The organism is Actinomyces oris, assembly GCF_001929375.1.
In the GTDB taxonomy this organism is placed as follows: Bacteria; Actinomycetota; Actinomycetes; order Actinomycetales; family Actinomycetaceae; genus Actinomyces; species Actinomyces oris_B.
This window is the reverse complement of sequence record NZ_MSGO01000095.1, coordinates 1-565: the sequence shown is the minus strand read 5'-3', so window position 1 is coordinate 565 and position 565 is coordinate 1. Positions and strand designations below refer to the sequence as shown.

Sequence of the window (565 nt, the reverse complement as noted above, 5' to 3'; positions counted from 1 at the left end):
CACCGACCACCACACAAGGAACACCCACCACCGCCGGCCATGTGAACCCGTCGATCCAGCGCGTGGGGGTGTAGAAGACATGGAGGAAGACTGATATTGCAAGTAGGAAGTAAGCCATGCCGCGTGGGTGGTTTCTGGCGAGGAGCATTGCGGCGATTCCGGATGGGATGGATGGGGCGATGATGCCTACGGGGTCCGGAATGGCCAGGGAGATCCAGCACAGGATGAGGCTGGTGGTGGCGCCGATGGCGGGGTAGCGCGAGGCGAGGGGGATGGATGCGGCTGCGGCGATGTTGACTGCGAGCACGCTCGGGGTCATGGCTCCTCCCAGGAGGGGCCAGATGCAGGCCAGGAAGAGTGCGATCGCCGCGTGGAGCAGGTGGGTGCGTCGCGTGGGGTGCCATGTGAAGGATGTCTGAGTGTCGAAGGCGGGGAAGGGCATGCTGACCGGTCTCGTTTCGAAGGGAGGTGGCGAGTGGGCTCTGAGGTGGGGGTTACCGCGTTGTGGAATGCCGACGAGCCCTGGTCGGGGATTCGGCGCCTGTTGTGGGGTGGAGGGGGATGG

1 pseudogene is annotated in these 565 nt (G+C 64.8%); it reads right to left on the bottom strand.

From position 1 onward, the window contains the following. A pseudogene (locus BKH32_RS13145) lies at positions 1-442 on the bottom strand (sensor histidine kinase); the annotation flags it as partial. Between the last annotated feature and the right edge of the window lie 123 nt (positions 443-565).